Origin of the sequence: Streptomyces sp. NPDC001903, from assembly GCF_042891345.1 — a bacterium.
Classification (GTDB): domain Bacteria; phylum Actinomycetota; class Actinomycetes; order Streptomycetales; family Streptomycetaceae; genus Streptomyces.
In genome coordinates this window covers 24,188-37,490 of record NZ_JBIASZ010000017.1, presented here as the reverse complement: position 1 = coordinate 37,490, position 13,303 = coordinate 24,188, and the positions used below count along the sequence as shown (strand labels likewise).

The window sequence follows — 13,303 nt, the reverse complement described above, 5'->3', positions numbered from 1 at the left end:
GGGAAGGTTTCGCCGGGATGGGGGTCCCCCTGCTCCCCGTGAGCTCGGGGTGGGGTCCCCCCGCTCCGCGGGAGTTCGGGGGAGGGTGGCCCCGGCCGGGGCCCGCGGTCCAGTAGACAACGGTCACGGCGACCCGCAGCCAGCGGGAGCCCGACCGGCCCGAAGGACCGCGGGACCCGGCCACTGTTCTAAAGTCATCCTCTGAGACAGGACGTACAAGAACACGAAGGCGGACCCAGTGAGCGACGGCGGACAGCGAGGGCACGGACCGCTCGGCACGGCCTTGGTGATCATCCCGACCTTCAACGAGGCCGAGAACATCGGGCCGATCGTCGGCCGCGTGCGCGCGGCGGTGCCCGAGGCGCACATCCTGGTCGCGGACGACAACAGCCCCGACGGCACGGGCAAGCTCGCCGACGAGCTGGCGGCCGCCGACGACCACGTGCACGTCCTGCACCGCAAGGGCAAGGAGGGGCTCGGCGCCGCCTACCTGGCGGGCTTCGCCTGGGGCCTGGAGCGCGACTACGGCGTCCTGGTGGAGATGGACGCCGACGGCTCCCACCAGCCGGAGGAGCTGCCCAGGCTGCTCACCGCGCTGGCCGGCGCCGACCTCGTCCTGGGCTCGCGCTGGGTACCGGGCGGCCGGGTGGTCAACTGGCCCAAGAGCCGCGAGTTCCTCTCGCGCGGCGGCTCGGTCTACTCGCGGCTGATGCTGGACGTCCCGATCCGCGACGTGACGGGCGGCTACCGCGCCTTCCGGCGCGAGACCCTGGAGGGGCTGGGCCTGCAGGAGGTGGCCTCCGCGGGCTACTGCTTCCAGGTCGACCTGGCCCGCCGGGCCGTGCGCCAGGGCTTCCGCGTCGTCGAGGTGCCCATCACCTTCGTCGAGCGTGAGTTCGGCGACAGCAAGATGAGCAAGGACATCGTGGTGGAGGCCCTCTGGCGGGTCACCCAGTGGGGGCTCAAGGCCCACGCCGCGAAGCTGACCGGCCAGCTGACCGGCCAGGACAAGCCCAAGGACGGTGGCCCCGGCAAGGGCCCGGGAACCCCTTAGGGGATGTCCGGTACCTCCGGCTGAGGCCGCTTTTACGCCGCCCCAGGCACACTGGGTGGTATGACGACCGGCGTTCCCCTTTCGACGGCCCCCCGGCGACGCTCGCGTGGCCGCACCTTCCTTCCCCTGGCGGTCGCCGCCTGGCTGGTCCTGGAGATCTGGCTGCTGAGCCTGGTCGCCGGCGCGGCCGGCGGGCTGACCGTCGCCGCGCTGCTCGCCGGCGGGATCGTGCTCGGTGCCGTGGTCATCAAGCGGGCCGGGCGGCGGGCCTTCAAGAACCTCGCGAACACCTTCCAGCAGGCCCAGCAAGGGCAGCAACCCCCGCAGCAGGCGGCGAAGCAGCAGCCGGGCGGCGGCAACGGCCTCACGATGCTGGCCGGCCTGCTCCTGATGCTGCCCGGCCTGCTGTCCGACGTGGCCGGCCTGCTCCTCCTGCTCCCGCCCGTCCGGGCGTGGACGGCCCGGCGCGTGACCGGCTCCCTGGAGCGCCAGATGGCCGCGGCCCCGGCGGGCAGCTTCGGTGACGCCTTCCAGCAGGCCCGCATCCACTACCCCGACGGCAAGATCGTCCAGGGCGAGGTCATCCGCGAGGACGAGCCGCAGCAGCCGGGCCCCGACGCCGGGTACCGGCCGCCGCTGGCTCCCTGAGCGCCGTACGGCCGGGAAGAGAACACGGGAAGAGAACAGACGCGACAAGCCGAGGGCCCCCGCCACAGTTCGTGGCGGGGGCCCTCGGCTTGTTCTGCTACTCGTCCGGCTGTCAGGCGGACTTGCGGCTGTCCCGCGGATGCACAGCAATGTTCATGGCGCCGGAACGCAGGACCGCCAGCCTCTCGGCCAGCACTTCCTCCAGTTCCTCGCGGGTGCGCCGCTCCATGAGCATGTCCCAGTGCGTTCGCGCAGGCTTGCCCTTCTTCTCTTCGGGCCCGTCCCCGTCAACCAGGAGTGCCATGGCGCCGCACGCCTTGCACTCCCACTCCGGCGGAATCTCTGCCTCAACCGAGAACGGCATCTCAAATCGATGTCCGTTCTGGCATGCGTACTCCACCGCCTGGCGCGGGGCCAGATCGATGCCGCGGTCCGTCTCGTAGCTGGTAACCACGAGCCGCGTACCGCGGAGAGCTCGCTCACTCATGAATCGTGCCTCCCGGGCTTGTCGCCCACAGGACAGGTGTCGCTGTCGTCGTCATCCGGTCAACGTCCGGTCGGCGGTATAGATTCCCGCTCCGGGTGATGCGTCGCCCGTCGTGCCGCCCCTTGTTGTACCCACCAGTGCCCGTTTTGTCACATCTGGCAGCAGATGTCACCCAACGTCTTCAGTTCTTTAGCGCGCAGTAACGGTCCGGCTGGCAGGCCAAAGGCGTACACTACCGGCCCTTCGCTTCAACGTCGAAATCCGTTCGGAATTCGTATGAAGATCCGGGTCGTGCCCCGCCTCCGAGCCTCCGTCGGAGCACCGGCCGGATCCACTCAGATCCGCTCGGGAACAGGATTGCCCGCCGCCTCCACCGCGCGCCGCACCGGCACTCGCGCCAGCAGCACGAAACCCAGTGCGAAGAAGGCCACCAACGAGATGATCGCGTCCCGGTAGCTGCCCGTGACCTGGTAGGTGATCCCGAACACCAGCGGCCCGACCCAGCTCACCCCGCGGTCGCTCATCTCGTACGCCGAGAAGTACTCCGCCTCCTTGCCGGCCGGCACCAGGTGCGAGAACAGCGAGCGCGACAGCGCCTGGCTGCCGCCCAGCACCAGTCCGATCATCGACGCGAGGGCGAAGAACCACACCGGCGCCCCCGCCGGCAGGAAGTAGCCGGCGCCCAGGGTCACGGTCCAGGCCACCAGCGACCCGAGGATGGTCCTCTTCGCGCCGTACGACACCGCGAGCCGGCCCATCGCCATCGCACCCGCCACCGCGAGGATCTGGACGAGCAGCACCGCCGTGATCAGCGTCGAGTCCTCCAGCCCCAGCTCCTGCTTGCCGTACACGGAGGCCTGCGAGATCACGGTCTGGATCCCGTCGTTGTAGACCAGGTACGCCAGCAGGAACGAAAGCGTCAGCGGGTGGCGCCGCATGTCCTTCAACGTGGCGACGAGCTGCTTCCACCCCGACCCCGCGGCCGCGTGGGCGGCACCCGAGCGGACCACCGCCCGGTCCCGCAGCCGGCGCAGCGGGATGATCGCGAACGCCCCCCACCACAGGCCCGCCGAGGCCAGGCAGATCCGCACCGCCGCGTCCTTGGAGATCCCGAAGGACTCGTGCGACTGGAACAGGACCAGGTTCAGGATCAGGACGAACGCACCCGCCGTGTAGCCGAACGCCCAGCCGCGCGAGGAGACGGTGTCCCGCTCGTGCGGCTCCGCGATCTGCGGCAGGTAGGAGTTGTAGAGCACCATCGACACCGACATCGCGGCGTTCGCCACGATCAGCAGGACTCCGCCGAGCAGGTAGCGGTCGCCGCCCAGCAGGAACATCGCGGTGGTCGCCGCCGCGCCGGTGTACGCCGCCGCCGCGAGCAGCGGCTTCTTGCGGCCCGTACGGTCCGCGGCCGCTCCCACCAGCGGCATCGCCAGCACCGCGACGATCACCGACATCGAGACGGCGTACGCGAAGAACGAGCCGGACCGCACCGGAATGCCCAGCGGGTGGACGTAGCCCTGCGCGTCCTGGGCGGCCTCGGCCATGGTGGTCAGGTAGGGCCCGATGAACACCGTCAGCACGGTCGAGGAGTAGACCGAGCACGCGAAGTCGTAGAAGTACCAGCCGTGCTGCTGGCGCTTTCGTTCGGCCGCGCTCGGCGCCGGTTCCTCCGGCGCGGTCCCCGCGCCCTGTTCCGTGGTCTCCGCACTCACCGGTGCCCCCTCGTTCCCGTCCGGCACGTGAAGGGCGGACGCGGCGGTCCCGGCAGGTCAGGCCCAGGCTCCGCGCTGGTCCAGCACCGTGCGCAAGATGTCGATCCGGTCGGTCATGATGCCATCCACACCCAGGTCGAGGAGAGCCTCCATACGTTGCGGTTCGTTCACGGTCCACACGTGGACCTGCAGGCCCCGCTCGTGGGCCGTCTTCACGAACCGGCGGTCGACCACGCGGATGCCCGCCTGGGTCTCGGGGACCTGCGCCGCCACCGCCCCGACCCGCAGCGCCGCCGGGATCGCGTACGAGCGCAGCCGCAGGCCGACCACGCCGCGGACCCCGTACGAGGTCGCCAGCCGCGGACCGGCGATCTTCTGGGCCCGGGCCACCCGGCTCTCCGAGAACGAGCCCACGCACACCCGGTCCCACACGCCCGCCCGGGCGATCAGGTTGACCAGCGGGTGCAGGGCCGACTCGGACTTGATGTCGATGTTCCAGCGGGCCTCGGGGAACTCCTCCAGGAGCTCCTCGAACAGCGGCAGCGGCTCGGTGCCCGCCACCCGCGCCTCGCGGACCTTGCTCCAGGTCAGCTCCGCGATCCGGCCCTGCCCGTCGGTGACCCGGTCGAGGGTGGAGTCGTGGAAGGCGACGAGCTTCCCGTCGGCGGTGGCGTGCACATCGGTCTCGAAGTACCGGTAGCCCGCGTCGGCCGCGCGCCGGAAGGCGGCGGCGGTGTTCTCCAGTCCGTCCGCGGCACCTCCCCGGTGGGCGAAGGGGATCGGAGCCGGGTGGTCCAGATACGGATGGCGAAGGCGTACGTGAGTCACCCGTCGCAGTATGCACCGTGTGCCCCGTGGGGAGTGAGCGGCTGGACGGCCGCACGGTGTCCACGTGGTGAACGCCCCGGCGCCCCTGGCCCGGGTGGATCCCGGCATGACAGGCTGTGGGGGCGGAAGCGATCCAATACCGGCCGCACCCGGGGCCGGGTGAGGCCAATTCGACGAAGGTGGACCGGACAGCATGGCAGAGTGGACTTCGGCGGTGGGTGCCGCACAGCTCGCCCGTCTCATCACCTCGCAGCAGGAGCGCCCGGGCGTCCCCGGCGCGCGCAAGCTGCCCGCGTACCGCACCCTCGCCGACGGCATCAGGCTGCTCGTCCTCGAAGGCCGCGTCCCCGTCGCCGCCCGGCTGCCCGCCGAGCGGGAGCTGGCCGTCTCCCTCTCCCTCTCCCGCACCACCGTCGCCGCCGCGTACGAGGCCCTGCGCGGGGAGGGCTTCCTGGAGTCCCGCCGCGGCGCCGGCAGCTGGACCTCCGTACCCGCCGGGAACCCGCTGCCCGCCCGGGGCCTGGAGCCGCTGCCTCCCGAGTCCCTCGGCTCGATGATCGACCTCGGCTGCGCCGCGCTCCCGGCCCCCGAGCCCTGGCTCACCAAGGCCGTACAGGGCGCCCTGGAGGAACTCCCGCCGTACGCGCACACCCACGGGGACTACCCCGCCGGCCTGCCCGCGCTGCGGCGGATGCTCGCCGACCGCTACACCGAGCGCGGCATCCCCACGATGCCCGAGCAGATCATGGTCACCACCGGGGCGATGGGCGCCATCGACGCCATCTGCAGCCTCTTCGCCGGGCGCGGGGAGCGGATCGCCGTCGAGTCCCCCTCCTACGCCAACATCCTCCAGCTCATGCGCGCCGCCGGGGTGCGGCTCGTCCCCGTCGCGATGGCCGACGGGCTGGCCGGCTGGGACATGACGGTGTGGCGGCAAGTGCTGCGCGACGCCGCTCCGCGCCTGGCGTACGTCGTCGCCGACTTCCACAACCCGACCGGTGCGCTGGCCTCGGACGAGCAGCGGCGCGCCATGGTGGAGGCGGCCCGCTCGGCCGGCACCGTGCTCGTCGTCGACGAGACGATGGCCGAGCTCCAGCTGGACCCGTCGCTGGAGATGCCGCGGCCGGTCTGCTCCTTCGACCCGGCCGGGTCTTCCGTGATCACCGTCGGCTCCGCCAGCAAGGCCTTCTGGGCCGGCATGCGGATCGGCTGGGTCCGCGCGGCCCCCGACGTCATCCGGAGCCTGGTCGCGGCCCGCGCGTACGCCGACCTCGGCACCCCGGTGCTGGAGCAGCTCGCGGTGAACTGGCTGATGCGGACCGGCGGCTGGGCGGAAGCCGTGCAGATCCGCCGCGACCAGGCCAGGGAGAACCGGGACGCGCTCGTCGCCGCGGTGCGCCGGGAGCTCCCGGACTGGGAGTTCGAGGTGCCGCGGGGCGGGCTGACCCTCTGGGCGCGGGCCGGCGGGCTCTCCGGCTCCCGGCTGGCCGAGGTGGGGGAGCGGGTCGGCGTACGGGTCCCCTCGGGGCCGCGGTTCGGCGTCGACGGGGCCTTCGAGGGCTACGTCCGGCTGCCGTTCACCGTCGGCGGGCCGGTGGCCGAGGAGGCGGCGGTCCGCCTCGCGGCGGCCGCCCGCCTGGTCGGTACGGGCGCGGCGGGCAGCACGGCCGAACCCCCGCGCACGTTCGTCGCGTAGGGCGTCCGGGCCGGCTCAGGGGCCCACCGGCCAGGGGCCGCGGGCCGGCGGGGTCTCGGCCGGGGCCTCCTCGGCGTCGTCGAACGCCTCGAACTCGTCGAGCTCCTCGGCGTCGAGCGAGGGACCCGGCGTCCGGGCCGGCGGCTGGACGATGTGCAGCGTCTTCGCCGGCGCCACCCGCCCGGGCCCGCCCGGGGCCGGCAGCTGCCGCCCCGGCAGCAGCTCCAGCACCGCCTGGCGGTGACCCGGGTGCGCGGCGTCGTCGTACGGGTCCGGCGTGGCGGGCACCTGCAGCCGGTGCACGGGACCCGTGCCGAGCCGCGCGTACCCGCGCCCCGGCGGCACCTGCGCCGTCGGCGTGGTGTGCGGCGGGAGCCCCAGGACGTCGGCGATCTGCTGGGCCGCGGCCGGGCCGAGCACGACGCGGGCCCTGGTGTGCTGCCAGACGGCGTCGTTCAGCAGCTCCAGGTGGTCGAACTGCTCGGCCACCACGACGGTGACGTGCGCCGCGCGCCCGTGCCGCAGCGGTACCTGGAGCTGCGAGAGCGGGTCGGGGCTCCCCTCGGCGGTCGCCAGGTGCGCCAGCACGCTGGGCCGGTCCAGCAGGATCCACAGCGGTCGCCGGGTGTCCTCCGGCGCGGGCCGGCCCGCCTCGCGGGCGCGGTGCGTGGCGATCAGCCGCCGCTCGGTCTCCCGAGCGGCCCACTCCAGCGTGGCCAGCGCCCCGGCCGGACCGCACTCCACGGCCAGCACACCCGTGCGGCCGGACAGGCAGGAGAACTCCCCGCTCCCGCCGCCCTCCACGATGAGCACGTCGCCCCCGTGGTGCAGGGCCTGCAGGGCGATCGAGCGCAGCAGCGAGGAGGTGCCGCTGCCGGGCCGGCCGACGGCCAGCAGGTGCGGCTCGGTGGAGCGGGGGCCGGTGCGCCAGATCACCGGCGGTACGTCGCGCGCCGCGTCGTCCTCCAGGACCGGGAGGGTGCGCTGCACGGAGCCGGCGTCGGTGAAGCCGAGCACGGTCTCGCCGGGCGAGGTGACGAACGGCTGTGCGGCGATGCCCGTCGGCAGCGGCGCGAGCACCGTCAGGTCGAGTTGGTTGCCCTCCTCGTCCCAGTCGAAGAGGTACTCCCGGCCGCGCCCGGACTTGGCGTGCAGGAGCGTCTCGATCCGGGCCCGCGAGACGGCCTCGCCGTCGGTGAAGTAGGCGGGGTAGCGGATCCGGAGCCGGGTGACGCGGCCCGCCTCGTCGAAGGCGTAGCCGCTGAAGGCCCTGTCCCACTCCCCGCCGTGGGCGAAGAGCGGGTTGGGGTCCTCGGGGATGGAGAAGTACGGCACGAGCGCCTCGTAGAGGGCGCCGAGCCGTTCGGTCTCGGCCTCGCTGGGCCCGGTCTTGACCGGGGTCCGGTCGCGCCCCCGCCAGGCCGCGGCCGCCATCAGGGTGATCAGGGCGAGCAGCGGGCCGTACGGGACGAGCGCGAGCACGAGGACGCAGGCGGCTCCCAGAAACAGCGCGGGACCACGCTTGTCCTTGGGGGTCTCGGCCCACTTGCGCCGCCCGGCCGAGGCCAGGATGCGCAGGCCGCGCCCGATGACGAGGAGCGGATGGAGGACGTCCGTGGCGCTGTCGGCGGCCGTGCGAGCAAGGTCGCGGCCCCGTGCCAGCGACGTGGTGCCGTTGCTGAGGATGCGGGGGAGTGGGCGCCGGGCCACGGTCGTCTCCTGGAGTTGTGTGGTGCGGACGGTGGGGTCGGGGTCAGAGCTTGATCCCGCCGAGGAGGCTCGCGAGGCTCGCCGTGCTCGCCGTGATGCTCGGGGCGATGGCTGAGCCGGCGAGGAAGAAGCCGAACAGCGCGCAGACGAACGCGTGCGACAGCTTCATCCCGTCCTTCTTGAAGAAGAGGAAGGCGATGATGCCGAGCAGGACGACGCCTGAGATGGACAGGATCATGAGAGGTTCTCCTGGTGGGTGGGGACGGTCACCATCAGTTGTTCCAGGCTCACAGGAAGTATCAATGCGATAAAAGGTGCATACGGGTGAATCCCGTCTTTTTTCACTTGCCCGGCGCAGTCCGGCTGGCGCGTCCGCCGCGAACCGGGGCCGACCGGGATCATTGCCTCGGCCTGGCCCCCGTATGTGCAGGTCCGGGCGCTACTCTGGCGATTCACCCGTACGGTCGCAGTGCCCGTACGCCCCCCTGCCCGCCCGGCCCGGGGAATCTCACGTCAACAGCGAGTGGAAGGCGGTACGACAGATGAGCGAGCACGAGCCCACCCAGGGCGGCTCCCAGGGCGCTCCCGACGAGGACGTCATCGAGCTGGCCACCAAGATCTTCGACCTCGCCCGGCAGGGCGAGACCGAGACGCTCACCGCGTACCTGGACGCCGGAGTCCCGGCCAACCTCACCAACGACCGCGGCGACACCCTCGTCATGCTGGCCGCCTACCACGGCCACGCCGCCACCGTCACGGCCCTGCTCGCCCGCGGCGCCGAGGCCGACCGCGCCAACGACCGCGGCCAGACCCCGCTCGCCGGCGCCGTCTTCAAGGGCGAGGAGACCGTCATCCGCGCGCTGCTCGCCGGAGGGGCCGATCCGACCGCCGGAACCCCCTCCGCCGTGGACACCGCCCGCATGTTCGCCAAGGCCGACCTGCTCGAACTCTTCGGAGCCGAGTAGTCCGTTTTTGCCCGTGACCTGGCAGGGTCTGATCGGTCCGCCACCTCACGGAATGGTCACGGCGGCCGTAAATGTGGTCGCGGCGCACAAACCGGCTGGGTCATCATGGCGACGGATTCGATTCGCGGACACGACGGACGGGCAGGAGCGGGCAGGACACGAAGGGTGTCCGGGCCCATCCCCTGCGCAAACCCGGCCGACGTGGTCGCGGAGCACCGACGAGAGTGAGAAGGCAATGGTCTACATCGAGCGGAACATGACGGCGGACGTCCTCACATGCTGTTACGCGGCCCTGTGAATCCCGATTCCCGGTTGCGTCCCCAGCTTGATTTGAGGCCATTCCCATGTTCGAACCAGTCATAGCGCCAAGCGGCACCCTGCTCGGGCTCCTCCAGCGGGGCCGCGGCGACGGCACGCTGCACGCCCTCGCGGCGCCCCGGGCGGAGGCCCTCGCGGCCCTCAACCAGTGCGTGGTCAGCGACCCGCGCCAGGACTGGCAGGTCGAGAACCGCTCGCTGTACTACGCGCGCCTGTACCTGGATCTCGACGGCCCCCTCGCCGCGATCGAGAGCCACCTCTTCAGCGCCGACGACCTCGTCGACGACACGGACCACCGGACCGGCCTCGCGCTGTCCGTCCTGGGCCACCTGGCCTCGTACGGACGCGACGACGCGCTCATGCTGCTGCGCCGCTACGCCGCATCCGGGGCCAACTGGGCCTGGGCCCTCGACGAGCTAGCCCTGCGCGACGACGACGAGGGGCTGCGCGGCCTCGCCGCGCCCGTGCTCGCCAGATTCCCGGCCGACGCCGGGGGCGAGGCGCGGCTGGCCGCCGCCGTCCGCGACGCCTACGAGCCCCGGCCCTGGTGCCTGTGGGAAGAGTCACCCGAGTACGGCGACCGCCTGCGCGCGGCCCGCCGGCAGGGCTCCTTCGACCGCTGGCAGCGCCAGCTCACCCCGAACGGGCCCCGGCCCGGCTGGGGGGTCCAGGCCGTCTTCGACTGGGCCGCCGACGGTCTGCGCCGCGGCACCCCGCTGCACGTACCCGCCGCCCGCTGCCTCGCCGCCGTCGCCGCGCCCGAGGACCGCTCCGCGATCCTCGCGGCCGCGGCCGGGGCGGGCGGCGAGGCCGCCCGGGCCACCGCCCTGCACCACCTGGTCCTCGCCGAGCCGGAGAACCCGGCCGTACTGGACCTCATCGAAGCCGCCGGGGACGAGCCGGCCGTGGCCGCCTACGAGCGCATGTGCGGCCCCGCGGCCGTCGACCGGGCCCGGCAGTGGGTCCACCGCCCCGACGCCCTGGGGGCCGCCGCGGCAACGCTGCTGGCGGCCCGGGGCGGGGCGGAGGACGCCGGGCTCGTACTGGGCGCCCTGCGCTCGACGGTCCGCGGCTCCGGGCCGGACGCCCGGCCGCTGTTCTCCCTGGTCGACGGCGCCGGCCGGCTGTCCATCGGCTGCGCGGCACCGGTGCTGCGCCACATCTACCGCGAGACGGCCTCGTCCCACCTGCGCGGGCGCGCGGCGCGCGCCCTGGCGAGCACGGACCCGTCCTTCGCGGCCGGCTTCGCCGTGGAATGCCTCTGGGACTGCGAGGAGACCACCCGCGAGGTGGCGGCCCACCACGCGGAGACGGCGGACGCCCGCGTCGCGCCGCGCCTGCGCCGCCTGGCGGCCGACCCCGCCGAGGAAGAGGACGTCCAGTCGGCGGTGCGCAGCCGGATCACCCCGGAATCGGCCGTGTAGGCCCCTGCCGGACACACCCGCGGCCCGGCCCCCCGAGGAGAGGGGCCGGGCCGAGGCGTGTCACGGGGTACCGGGGCCCCGTGCTCCCGGGCCCAGGCCTGACCACGGCCCGCCGGTACGGTGCGGGCGCTGACGGGGTCGCGGACAGCGCGGGCCGAGCAGGACCCGGCCGGAGCTCCCGCGCACGCCTCAGCGGGCCCTGACGAACCTCACCGGCACCCCCGGCCGGGCCTGGGCCGCCGCGTCGAGGGCCGGGCCCGCAGGGACCACGCCCACCACCGGGTAGCCGCCCGTCACCGGATGGTCGGCCAGGAAGACCACCGGGAGCCCGTCCGGGGGAACCTGGACCGCGCCCAGGACCATGCCCTCGCTCGGGAGCTCACCGCCGCGGCCGCGGATCAGCCGCGCCCCGCCCTCGGTGCGCAGGCCGATGCGGTTCGACGCCGACGAGACCCGGAACTCCGCGCGCCACAGCGCCGCGATCGAAGCGGGCTCGAACCAGTCCGCCCGCGGCCCCGGCCGCAACGGCAGCACCAGCTCGGCCGGCATCCCCGGCACCGCCGCCACGTCGGCCCCGCGGACCGGATCCGGACCGGCCGGGCCCACCGGCAGCACCGTCCCGGCCGACAGGACGGGCGGCCCCAGCCCCGACAGCAGGTCCGTCGAGCGACTGCCCAGGACCGGCGGCACGGCGAACCCTCCCCGCACCGCGACGTAGCCGCGCACCCCCGACTCCGCCCGGCCCACCTCCAGCTCCGCCCCGGCCCGGAGCCACACCGGCGCTCCCCAGGCCACCGCGCGCCCCGACACCCGTACGGCACACGGCGCGCCCGTGACGGCCACGGTCACGGGGGCCAGCGCCCGCAGACCGACCCCGTCCAGGGTGGTCTCCAGGGCGGCGGCGTCCGGCGGATTGCCCAGCAGGCGGTTGGCCAGCCGGTGCGCCCCCGCGTCCAGCGCGCCCGACCTCGGCACCCCCAGGTGCGCGTACCCGGGCCGCCCCAGGTCCTGGACCGTGGTCAGCGCCCCCGCCCGTACGACCTCCAGCGCGGCCGCGCTCACCCCGCCACCTCCTCGAACCGCACCCGTACCCCCGGGGCGAACAGCGCCGCCGGTTCCCGTCCCGGATCCCACAGCACCGCGTCCGCCGTGCCGACCAGCTGCCAGCCGCCGGGGGAGGAGCGCGGGTACACCCCCGCGTACTCGCCGGCGAGGGCCAGCGAGCCGGCCGGGACGGCCGTGCGGGGCGTGGCCCGCCGGGGCAGGTGGAAGCGCTCCGGCAGCCCGGTCAGGTAGCCGAAGCCCGGGGCGAACCCGCAGAAGGCCACCCGGAACACGGTTTCCCCCACGATCCCGGCCACCTCCCGCTCCGCGACCCCCCACAGCCGGGCCACCTCCGCCAGGTCCGGCCCGTCGTACCGGACCGGGACGGTGACCAGCGGCCCCTCGGTCTCGGCCAGCGGCGGCACCTCCCAGCGCGCGATCCGCTCGGCCAGCGCGCCCGGCTCGCGCACCCCGTCCAGCAGCACCGTCCGCGCGGCCGGCACGAGCTCCCGTACGGCGCCCAGCTCGCCCGCGTCCCGCCGCCGGAGCAGCTCCGCGTGGAGCGCGGCGACCTCGGCCGCCGAGTCCAGCTCGATCAGCAGCGCGTCGCCTCCCACCGGCAGCGGCCTCACGCGAAGGCCTCCACCCGGACCCCCGCGGCGCCCAGCGCCTCGCGCACGCGCAGCGCGAGCCCCGCCGCCCCGGGGGTGTCCCCGTGCAGGCACAGCGAGCGCGCCTGCATCGTCACCCGGGAGCCGTCGGCGGCCGTCACAGCGCCCTCGGCCGCCATGCCGACCGCCCGGGCGACCACGGAGTCCGGGTCGTGCAGGACGGCCCCCGGCTCGCCGCGCGGCACCAGGGTCCCGGCCGGCGTGTACGCCCGGTCGGCGAAGGCCTCCGGCACGGCCGTGAACCCCGCCGCCTCGGCGGCGGCCAGCAGCAGCGAGCCGGGCAGGCCCAGGACGGGCAGGCCGTCGGCCCCGGCCGCCGTCCGGACCCCGGCGATCACCGCGCCCGCCTGGTCGGCGTCGTGGACCGTGCGGTTGTAGAGCGCACCGTGCGGTTTCACGTAGGACACCTTGGAGCCGGCCGCCCGGGCGAAGACCTCCAGAGCCCCGATCTGGTAGGCCACCTCGTCGGCCAGCTCGGCCGCCGGCACGTCCATCGAGCGCCGTCCGAAGCCCGCCAGGTCCCGGTAGGAGACCTGCGCTCCGATCCGTACGCCCCGCTCCGCGGCCAGCTCGCAGACCCGGCGCATGATGGACGGGTCCCCGGCGTGGAAGCCGCAGGCCACGTTGGCGCTCGTGACCACGGACAGCAGGGCCTCGTCGTCGGTCAGCGTCCAGCGCCCGAAGCCCTCGCCGAGATCGGCGTTGAGGTCGATCAGAGGTGTGATCATGGAAGCCATGCGGTG

General features: G+C 74.0%; 13 protein-coding genes. 5 read left to right on the top strand and 8 right to left on the bottom strand.

Annotated features, from left to right (window positions below; translation table 11 throughout):
• The first annotated feature begins 238 nt into the window (after nt 1–238).
• Complete coding sequence (locus tag ACFYZS_RS30755) at nt 239–1,054, top strand: polyprenol monophosphomannose synthase (protein ID WP_389019592.1); 816 nt, start codon at nt 239–241, stop codon at nt 1,052–1,054.
• A gap of 60 nt (nt 1,055–1,114) precedes the next feature.
• Nucleotides 1,115–1,702 carry an FxsA family membrane protein gene (fxsA, locus tag ACFYZS_RS30750; RefSeq protein ID WP_389019590.1) on the top strand — a complete coding sequence of 196 codons (588 nt, stop codon included), beginning with the start codon at nt 1,115–1,117 and terminating at the stop codon, nt 1,700–1,702.
• Nucleotides 1,703–1,814: 112 nt separating this feature from the next.
• On the opposite strand, the gene ACFYZS_RS30745 is transcribed toward fxsA, so the two are convergent.
• The 3 genes from ACFYZS_RS30745 to ACFYZS_RS30735 all read right to left on the bottom strand — a co-directional run bounded on the left by ACFYZS_RS30745 (nt 1,815) and on the right by ACFYZS_RS30735 (nt 4,732).
• On the bottom strand, nt 1,815–2,189 hold the full coding sequence (locus tag ACFYZS_RS30745; RefSeq protein WP_007262928.1) for an RNA polymerase-binding protein RbpA: 375 nt from the start codon (nt 2,187–2,189) through the stop codon (nt 1,815–1,817).
• A gap of 335 nt (nt 2,190–2,524) precedes the next feature.
• On the bottom strand, nt 2,525–3,904 hold the full coding sequence (locus ACFYZS_RS30740) for an MFS transporter (RefSeq protein ID WP_389019587.1): 1,380 nt from the start codon (nt 3,902–3,904) through the stop codon (nt 2,525–2,527).
• Nucleotides 3,905–3,961: 57 nt separating this feature from the next.
• Nucleotides 3,962–4,732 (bottom strand): glycerophosphodiester phosphodiesterase family protein, encoded by a 771-nt coding sequence (locus ACFYZS_RS30735; protein WP_389019585.1) that lies wholly within the window; start codon nt 4,730–4,732, stop codon nt 3,962–3,964.
• Between the two features lie 193 nt (nt 4,733–4,925).
• Between ACFYZS_RS30735 and ACFYZS_RS30730 the strand changes: the two genes are divergently transcribed.
• Nucleotides 4,926–6,428, top strand: coding sequence for a PLP-dependent aminotransferase family protein (locus ACFYZS_RS30730; protein WP_389019582.1), 1,503 nt, complete (start codon nt 4,926–4,928; stop codon nt 6,426–6,428).
• 15 nt (nt 6,429–6,443) lie between these two features.
• Here ACFYZS_RS30730 and ACFYZS_RS30725 read toward each other — a convergent pair whose 3' ends face one another.
• The gene (locus tag ACFYZS_RS30725; RefSeq protein ID WP_389019579.1) at nt 6,444–8,138 is read right to left on the bottom strand and encodes a hypothetical protein; all 1,695 of its coding nucleotides are present in this window, start codon (nt 8,136–8,138) and stop codon (nt 6,444–6,446) included.
• A gap of 43 nt (nt 8,139–8,181) precedes the next feature.
• Nucleotides 8,182–8,376, bottom strand: a complete 195-nt coding sequence (locus ACFYZS_RS30720) for a hypothetical protein (RefSeq protein WP_030162614.1) — start codon at nt 8,374–8,376, stop codon at nt 8,182–8,184.
• 304 nt (nt 8,377–8,680) lie between these two features.
• On the opposite strand from ACFYZS_RS30720, the gene ACFYZS_RS30715 reads away from it, so the two are divergent.
• A complete protein-coding gene (locus tag ACFYZS_RS30715) occupies nt 8,681–9,103 on the top strand; it encodes an ankyrin repeat domain-containing protein (RefSeq protein WP_229341939.1) in 423 nt (140 codons plus the stop codon).
• A gap of 344 nt (nt 9,104–9,447) precedes the next feature.
• Nucleotides 9,448–10,845: a HEAT repeat domain-containing protein gene (locus ACFYZS_RS30710; protein WP_389019576.1), complete on the top strand. Its 1,398-nt coding sequence runs from the start codon at nt 9,448–9,450 to the stop codon at nt 10,843–10,845.
• A gap of 189 nt (nt 10,846–11,034) precedes the next feature.
• On the opposite strand, the gene ACFYZS_RS30705 is transcribed toward ACFYZS_RS30710, so the two are convergent.
• From ACFYZS_RS30705 to ACFYZS_RS30695, 3 genes are read right to left on the bottom strand one after another with little or no spacing between them, the layout of a single operon-like run.
• Nucleotides 11,035–11,907 carry a biotin-dependent carboxyltransferase family protein gene (locus ACFYZS_RS30705; protein ID WP_389019574.1) on the bottom strand — a complete coding sequence of 291 codons (873 nt, stop codon included), beginning with the start codon at nt 11,905–11,907 and terminating at the stop codon, nt 11,035–11,037.
• Nucleotides 11,904–12,521 carry an allophanate hydrolase subunit 1 gene (locus ACFYZS_RS30700; protein WP_389019572.1) on the bottom strand — a complete coding sequence of 206 codons (618 nt, stop codon included), beginning with the start codon at nt 12,519–12,521 and terminating at the stop codon, nt 11,904–11,906. The genes ACFYZS_RS30705 and ACFYZS_RS30700 overlap by 4 nt, the downstream gene beginning before the upstream one ends.
• A complete protein-coding gene (locus tag ACFYZS_RS30695) occupies nt 12,518–13,288 on the bottom strand; it encodes a LamB/YcsF family protein (protein WP_389019928.1) in 771 nt (256 codons plus the stop codon). Before ACFYZS_RS30695 ends, ACFYZS_RS30700 begins: the two co-directional genes overlap by 4 nt.
• Between the last annotated feature and the right edge of the window lie 15 nt (nt 13,289–13,303).

What these genes read in the sequence shown, in the direction of transcription:
- fxsA (WP_389019590.1), top strand. Translation starts at nt 1,115, where the DNA reads ATGACGACCGGCGTTCCCCTTTCGACGGCCCCCCGGCGACGCTCGCGT.
- ACFYZS_RS30745 (WP_007262928.1), bottom strand. Translation starts at nt 2,189, where the DNA reads ATGAGTGAGCGAGCTCTCCGCGGTACGCGGCTCGTGGTTACCAGCTAC.
- ACFYZS_RS30730 (WP_389019582.1), top strand. Translation starts at nt 4,926, where the DNA reads ATGGCAGAGTGGACTTCGGCGGTGGGTGCCGCACAGCTCGCCCGTCTC.
- ACFYZS_RS30720 (WP_030162614.1), bottom strand. Translation starts at nt 8,376, where the DNA reads ATGATCCTGTCCATCTCAGGCGTCGTCCTGCTCGGCATCATCGCCTTC.
- ACFYZS_RS30715 (WP_229341939.1), top strand. Translation starts at nt 8,681, where the DNA reads ATGAGCGAGCACGAGCCCACCCAGGGCGGCTCCCAGGGCGCTCCCGAC.
- ACFYZS_RS30710 (WP_389019576.1), top strand. Translation starts at nt 9,448, where the DNA reads ATGTTCGAACCAGTCATAGCGCCAAGCGGCACCCTGCTCGGGCTCCTC.
- ACFYZS_RS30695 (WP_389019928.1), bottom strand. Translation starts at nt 13,288, where the DNA reads ATGATCACACCTCTGATCGACCTCAACGCCGATCTCGGCGAGGGCTTC.